We start from the raw sequence: 6,500 nt of genomic DNA, 5'->3' as shown, positions 1-6,500 counted from the left end.
ACTTCTATCTGGAGTTGATGGAGCACGGCCTGGAGATCGAGCAACGGGTCCGGTCGGGTCTGTTGGACGTCGGTCGAAAACTCGGCATCAAACCGTTGGTGACTAACGATTGTCACTATGTGACTCGTGAGCATGCGTCCTCGCACGAGGCGCTCTTGTGCATTCAGACGGGCAAGACGCTCTCTGATCCGACTCGGTTCAAGTTCGACGGTGACGGCTACTATCTCAAGTCCGCGCAGGAGATGCGCGAGTTGTGGGACGGTGTGGTTCCGGGTGGCTGTGATTCGACGTTGGAGATCGCCGAGCGGGTCACCCCGTATGACGACGTGTTCACCCACCATGACCGGATGCCGATCTTTCCGGTTCCCGAGGGGTATTCGCAGGAGTCGTGGCTCGAGCACGAGGTGATGACGGGTCTGGATCGTCGGTTCTCCGGTCAGGTGGTTCCGACCGAGTACGTCGATCGCGCGAAGTATGAGTTGTCGGTGATCAACCAGATGGGTTTCCCAGCGTACTTCCTGGTGGTCGGCGACTTGATCAGTCATGCGCTGGAGGTCGGTATCCGGGTGGGGCCGGGTCGAGGTAGTGCTGCGGGCTCGTTGGTGGCGTATGCGATGGGTATCACGAATATCGATCCGATTCCGCATGGTCTGCTGTTCGAGCGGTTCCTGAACCCGGAGCGCGTGTCGATGCCCGATATCGATATCGACTTCGACGATCGCAGGCGTGGCGAGATGATCACGTACGCGTCGGAGAAGTGGGGTCACGACAAGGTCGCCCAGGTCATTACCTTCGGCACGATCAAGACGAAGGCTGCGATCAAGGACTCGGCCCGAGTGCAGTTCGGTCAGCCGGGCTTCTCGATCGCCGACCGCATCACCAAAGCACTGCCACCGCCGATCATGGCCAAGGACATCCCGGTCTGGGGCATCACCGACCCGGAGCACGAACGGTTCTCCGAGGCGTCGGAGGTGCGCACGCTGATCGAGACCGATCCGGACGTCAAGCGGATCTACGACACCGCCCTCGGGTTGGAGGGGTTGGTCCGTAACGCGGGTGTGCACGCGTGTGCGGTGATCATGTCCTCGGAGCCGCTGACCGATGCGATCCCGGTGTGGAAGCGTGCTCAGGACGGCGCGATCATCACCGGCTGGGACTACCCGTCGTGCGAGGCCATCGGCCTGCTGAAGATGGACTTCCTCGGTCTGCGAAATCTGACGGTCATTGGCGACGCGATCGAGAACATCAAGACCAACCGCGGGGTCGACCTCGACTTGGACACCCTGCCGCTCGAAGACGAGAAGACCTATGAGCTGCTCGCGCGCGGCGATACGCTCGGCGTGTTCCAGCTCGACGGCGCAGCCATGCGCGAGCTCCTCAAGATGATGCAGCCGACCGGCTTCGAAGACATCGTTGCCGTTCTCGCCCTGTACCGACCCGGACCGATGGGCGTGAACGCGCACACCGACTACGCCAAGCGCAAAAACGGTCTGCAGGACATCCGACCGATCCACCCGGAGTTGGAGGAGCCTCTCAAGGAGATCCTGTCCGAGACGTACGGTCTGATCGTCTACCAGGAGCAGATCATGCAGATCGCGCAGAAGGTCGCGGGCTATTCGCTCGGCCAGGCCGATCTGCTGCGACGTGCGATGGGTAAGAAGAAGAAGGAGATCCTCGACGAGGCCTACGACGGCTTCGCCGACGGCATGCGTGACAACGGCTACTCGCAGGCCGCCATCACCGCGTTGTGGGACACTGTCCTGCCGTTCGCGGGCTACGCGTTCAACAAGTCGCACGCCGCAGGCTATGGTCTCGTGTCCTTCTGGACCGCCTACTTGAAGGCCAATTACCCGGCCGAGTACATGGCGGGTCTGCTGACCTCGGTCGGCGACGACAAAGACAAGGCCGCGATCTATCTGGCTGACTGCCGCAAGATGGGCATCACCGTGCTCCCGCCCGACGTCAACGAGTCGCTGCCGAACTTCGCGGCCGTCGGCGAGGACATCCGATTCGGTCTGGCAGCTATCCGCAACGTCGGAACCGGCGTCGTCTCGTCGATCATCGCGGCGCGCGAAGCGAAGGAACGTTACGCCGACTTCTCCGATTACCTCGGAAAGATCGACGTCATAGCCTGCACCAAGAAGGTCACCGAGTCACTCATCAAAGCGGGCGCGTTCGACTCGATGGGGCATCCACGCAAAGGACTGTTCCTGGTGCACGCCGATGCGGTCGATGCGGTGATGAGTACCAAGAAGGCCGAAGCGATCGGCCAGTTCGACCTGTTCGGCGGCTCGGATGTCGAGGACGTCGGCGACGTGTTCGCCGTCAAGATCCCCGACGAAGAGTGGGACACCAAACACAAGCTGGCCCTCGAACGCGACATGCTCGGGCTGTACGTGTCCGGCCATCCTCTCGCTGGACTCGAGCACGCGATCTCGGCGCAGACCGACACTGCGATCTCCACACTTCTGGAAGGCAACATCGCCGACGGCGCGCAGATCACGATCGGCGGGATAATCTCATCGGTCACGCGGCGCGTCAATAAGAAGGGCGAGCCGTGGGCCGCCGTCACCATCGAAGACATGGTCGGCGGTGCCGAGGTGTACTTCTTCCCGCGTGCGTTCACCGCCTACGGGATGGACCTTCTGCAGGACAACATCGTGCTGGTGCGGGCACGCGTCAACAAACGCGACGACTCGATCATGATCAGCGCCAACGACCTCGCGGTGCCGGATCTGACCGAGGTCGGCGCAACCAAACCGGTGATGCTGACGTTGCCGACCAATCGGTGCACGCCGGACCGGGTCAACGACCTCAAACAGGTGCTGACCCGCCACCCGGGGACCTCGGACGTCCATGTGACTCTGGTCAGCGACCGTAAGCAGACACAGTTGCGTCTCACCGAGGCGCTGCGTGTCAACCCGTCGTCGGCATTGATGGGCGACCTGAAGGCCTTGCTCGGGCCCGGCTGCCTGACCTGAACCGGTGCGCGTCCTCGACTCCGATGCGGGCGAAATCGTCGTGACCACGACTATCAAGAAGTCGCGCTTCGTGGCGACGCTGGCGACGGTCGGATCGCCGGACGAGGCCGCATCGCTGGTCGACCGCGTTCCCTCCGACGGGGCGAATCACGTCTGCTGGGCGTACGTGATCGGGGCGGGGCCGCACCAGAAGAGCCGGTCCGCCGACGCGGGCGAACCCGCGGGCACGGCAGGCCCGCCGATACTCGCTGCCTTGACCGGGCGGCAGGTGGTGAACGCTGCGATCGTCGTCGTGCGCTACTTCGGCGGCGTCAAACTCGGTGCGGGCGGACTGATCCGCGCGTACGGCGGCAGCGCGACCGCGGTGCTCGACGCCGCGCATCTGCGCGACGCCACGCTCTCGAGCATCATCCGGTTGACCGTTCCCGTCGACGACTCGGGTCGAATCGCGACGGATCTGCACTCGATGGGTACCGTGCGGTCCACCGACTACGGGCCCGACGCCGTCGACTTCGTTGTCCAGGTCCCATTCGATGCCGAGGACCGGGTTCGCGACCACGTGCTGTCCGTGACGTCCGGGGCCGCGACGGTCCTCGAATCGACTACCGAGTTCTCGTGACCCGTGACACGAAGATTCGTAGACCCGAAATATTCAATGTGGATGAGTTACACTTTTGGGTATGACCACCCACATTCAGCGCGAGATCCGATCGGTCCCCGCCGTCGACGTCGCCGGTGCGCGGTGGCCGATGAACAAGTTGGCCGCAGTGTGCGCCGGGCTCGTCATGGTGACGTCGGTCCTCCTCTTCGGCGGATCCGCGATCGTTGCAGCGTGGACGGCAGCGGTCGCTGTGCTCGCCGTGTGGTGGGGTGGATACCTCTGGTACGGCCGACGGTGGGACCATGGACCGCGTGAGTACGCCGCCGCATATCGCAGACAAGAGCACTGACACTCCGGTTCCGGGTCTGAGTCGTGACAGTATTGCCGCAGCCGCCCAGCGGCTCGACGGCGTCGTCGTGCGCACCCCGTTGGAAGCGTGCCCGCGGCTGAGCGTCGACACCGGTGCACAGGTGTACATCAAGCGCGAGGACCTCCAAGGCGTCCGCTCGTACAAGATTCGCGGTGCCTACAACGTGATGGCACAACTGTCCGACGCCGAGCGGGCGGCAGGCGTCGTCGCGGCGAGTGCCGGCAACCACGCGCAGGGCGTCGCGTTCGCGTGCGCCACCATGGGCATCGAGGGTCGGATCTATGTCCCGACGACGACCCCGAAGCAGAAGCGCGATCGTATCGACTGGCACGGCAAAGGATTCGTGGAGCTGATCGCGGTCGGCGACACCTACGACGCGGCGGCCTCGGCCGCGCAAGCCGATGTCCTTCGCACCGGAGCCACCTGGATTCACGCGTTCGACGATCCGCGGACCGCGTCCGGGCAGGGCACCATCGGTGCCGAGCTCGTCGATCAGCTCGACGGCCTGCCGGATGTCGTGGTACTTCCGGTCGGCGGTGCCGGTTGCATGGCGGGCATCGTCACCTATCTGCGCGCGGTGGCGCCCGACGTCGCGATCGTCGGTGTCGAGCCCAGCGGCGCGGCATCGCTCGCCGCCGCGCTCGTGAGCGGCTCGCCGTACACGCTCGAGACGGTCGATCCGTTCGTCGACGGAGCGTCGGTCAAGCGGATCGGCGGACTCGGGCACGCGGTCATGGCAGCCGCGGGAGCCTGCGTCGTCGCACATCCTGACCTACCCGCGATTGCGCACCACCCCGCGGTGCCCGTCATCGACCGCTCCGACGTCGATCTCGCCCCAGGCAGCGTCACCATCATGCACGTCGACGAGGGAGCCATCTGTTCGACGATGCTCGAGCTTTACCAGAACGAGGGCATCATCGCCGAGCCTGCGGGTGCGCTCGCGACCACGGCACTCGCCGAACTGTCGTTGCCTGCGAACGCACGTGTCGTCACCTTGTTGTCCGGCGGTAACAACGATGTGTCCCGGTACGGCGAAGTGATCGAGCGTTCGCTGGTCCATCGTGGTCTCAAGCACTACTTCCTGGTGAACTTCCCGCAGGAGCCCGGCGCTTTGCGCCGATTCCTCGACGAAGTGCTCGGCCCGGACGACGACATCACGCTGTTCGAGTACGTGAAGCGCAACAATCGTGACACCGGTGAGGCGCTGGTCGGCGTCGAACTCGGTGATCCGAGTGGCCTGGCGGGGCTGCAGGACCGGATGTCGCGTTCCCGGTTGAACGTCGAGCGACTCGAGCCGGGGTCGCCCGCGTACCGCTATCTCACCTGACCCGCTGCCTCTCCCGATCCCTGCCTCACCTGATGTCGGCGGGTCCCGACACGCCTGTGTCCGCCCTAATGGCCCCTTAGGTCACGACTGAGACCTGCGTGACCTGCAGTGGGACATATGATGCATCGAACACTTGAAAAGTATCTGTGACTCGATGCACACGAAACTGTCGGCACTGTGTATGCTTCGATCCACGGATTCAAGAATCCGCGGATTTTAGGGAGCAACGGTTCTTAGGATTCTTAGGATTCTTAGGATCAGCGGACATCAGCGGGCACCCTCGCGAAACGCTGCCACGGCCGGTGGGAACACACTTCCCCGTCGGGCCGACGGCCTCAGGGTTGACGACGCGAAGGCAGGGGAGTGAGCACCGAAACGCTAGGGGCTAGAGCCGGACTCGGCGCGAGATGGTCGGGCAGCGGCGCGGGCAAGTGGTACCGCGAGCACATCACCAAGTCCTTTGAGACCTTCGGTCGCCAGTTGGCGATGTTCGTCGAGGTCTTCAGGGTCTTGATCGTCGACATCGTCAAACGACGCTTCCCATTCAAAGAATTCGTCCGCCAGTGCGCGTTCATGGCGTCGACGTCGGTCTTTCCGACTCTCCTCGTCGCGATCCCGATCGGTGTCATCGTCTCGATCCAGGTCTCGAACATCGCCGGACAGATCGGCGCCACCTCGTTCTCGGGCGCAGCGACCGGCCTCGGCGTCATCCGCCAGGGCGCACCGCTGGTCACCTCGCTGCTGCTGGCAGGCGCCGTCGGGTCGGCCATCGCCGCCGACCTCGGGTCCCGGACCATTCGCGACGAGATCGACGCGATGAGGGTCATGGGCGTCAACCCCATTCAGCGACTGATCTCGCCGCGCCTGCTCGCGACGATGGTCGTCGCGTTCTTGCTGTGCGGCTTCGTGTGCTTCGTCGGCTTCATCACCGGCTATGTCTTCAATGTGTACGCGCAGGGCGGCACCCCAGGCAGTTACACAGGGACGTTCGCGTCGTTCGCAAGTACCTCGGACTTGATATTCGCGCTCGTGAAGTCCGTGATATTCGGGGCCATCGTCGCCGTGGTCGCCTGTGACCGTGGGCTGAGCACCAGCGGTGGCCCGGCGGGCGTCGCGAACTCGGTGAACGCGGCAGTCGTCAACTCCGTCCTGTTGTTGTTCACCGTGAACGTGGTGCTCACCCAGGTGTTCGCCCTCGTCGTCCCAGCGAAGGTGGTGTGA

Annotated in this window: 5 protein-coding genes; all 5 read left to right on the top strand. The window is 64.0% G+C overall.

The window, feature by feature from the left end; all coding sequences use genetic code 11:
* Positions 1–2,981 (top strand): DNA polymerase III subunit alpha (gene dnaE / locus ACTIMF_RS16340; protein ID WP_442351339.1); only part of this gene is annotated, 2,981 nt, incomplete at its 5' end.
* Between the two features lie 4 nt (positions 2,982–2,985).
* Positions 2,986–3,600, top strand: a complete 615-nt coding sequence (locus ACTIMF_RS16335) for an IMPACT family protein (protein ID WP_442351338.1) — start codon at positions 2,986–2,988, stop codon at positions 3,598–3,600.
* 61 nt (positions 3,601–3,661) lie between these two features.
* Positions 3,662–3,931, top strand: a complete 270-nt coding sequence (locus ACTIMF_RS16330) for a hypothetical protein (RefSeq protein ID WP_442351337.1) — start codon at positions 3,662–3,664, stop codon at positions 3,929–3,931.
* Positions 3,885–5,279: a threonine ammonia-lyase IlvA gene (gene ilvA, locus ACTIMF_RS16325; protein WP_442351336.1), complete on the top strand. Its 1,395-nt coding sequence runs from the start codon at positions 3,885–3,887 to the stop codon at positions 5,277–5,279. Before ACTIMF_RS16330 ends, ilvA begins: the two co-directional genes overlap by 47 nt.
* Positions 5,280–5,642: 363 nt before the next feature.
* Positions 5,643–6,500 (top strand): MlaE family ABC transporter permease, encoded by an 858-nt coding sequence (locus tag ACTIMF_RS16320; protein WP_442351335.1) that lies wholly within the window; start codon positions 5,643–5,645, stop codon positions 6,498–6,500.

Origin of the sequence: Gordonia sp. (in: high G+C Gram-positive bacteria) (assembly GCF_052106715.1) — a bacterium.
Classification (GTDB): Bacteria; Actinomycetota; Actinomycetes; order Mycobacteriales; family Mycobacteriaceae; genus Gordonia.
The sequence above is the reverse complement of the archived record's forward strand: the minus strand, read 5'-3'. Positions and strand labels throughout refer to the sequence as shown.